The sequence below is a fragment of the Mycobacterium sp. E183 genome, from assembly GCF_001667735.1.
GTDB lineage: Bacteria > Actinomycetota > Actinomycetes > Mycobacteriales > Mycobacteriaceae > Mycobacterium.
This window is the reverse complement of sequence record NZ_LZJN01000010.1, coordinates 1-523: the sequence shown is the minus strand read 5'-3', so window position 1 is coordinate 523 and position 523 is coordinate 1. Positions and strand designations below refer to the sequence as shown.

General features: G+C 70.4%; 1 pseudogene. It reads right to left on the bottom strand.

The features are described from left to right. Nucleotides 1-34: 34 nt before the first annotated feature. Nucleotides 35-523, bottom strand: a pseudogene (locus A5691_RS01415) (hypothetical protein); the annotation flags it as partial.

Sequence of the window (523 nt, the reverse complement as noted above, 5' to 3'; positions counted from 1 at the left end):
TTCACCGCCCTGCACGCGGTGAGCGCCCTGGCCATCACGGGTGGCGACACCCCGCCCCCGGCCCGCATCGTGCTGCTGTCCGACGGCGGGGAGAACAAGCCGTCCAATCCCAGCGACCCGCACGACGGGGTCTACACGGCGGCGCGGCTGGCCCGGCCACGGTGCGATAGCCGATGTCCTTCTCGATGGCGTTGTAGCTCTTGTTGAGCTCGGCGATGTTGCTGGCGGTGTAGGACTGCCCGCCGGACAGCTTGGCGATCGTCTTCATCTGGTCCGTCGAAACCGGGACGGCCACGCGCTGCCCGTCCATCTCGATCTCGCCGGTCTTGGTGCCGAACGAGATCGTCGAGATGGGCACCCCCTCGTCCCGGGCCAGCCGCGCCGCCGTGTAGACCCCGTCGTGCGGGTCGCTGGGATTGGACGGCTTGTTCTCCCCGCCGTCGGACAGCAGCACGATGCGGGCCGGGGGCGGGGTGTCGCCACCCGTGATGGCCAGGGCGCTCACCGCGTGCAGGGCGGTGAA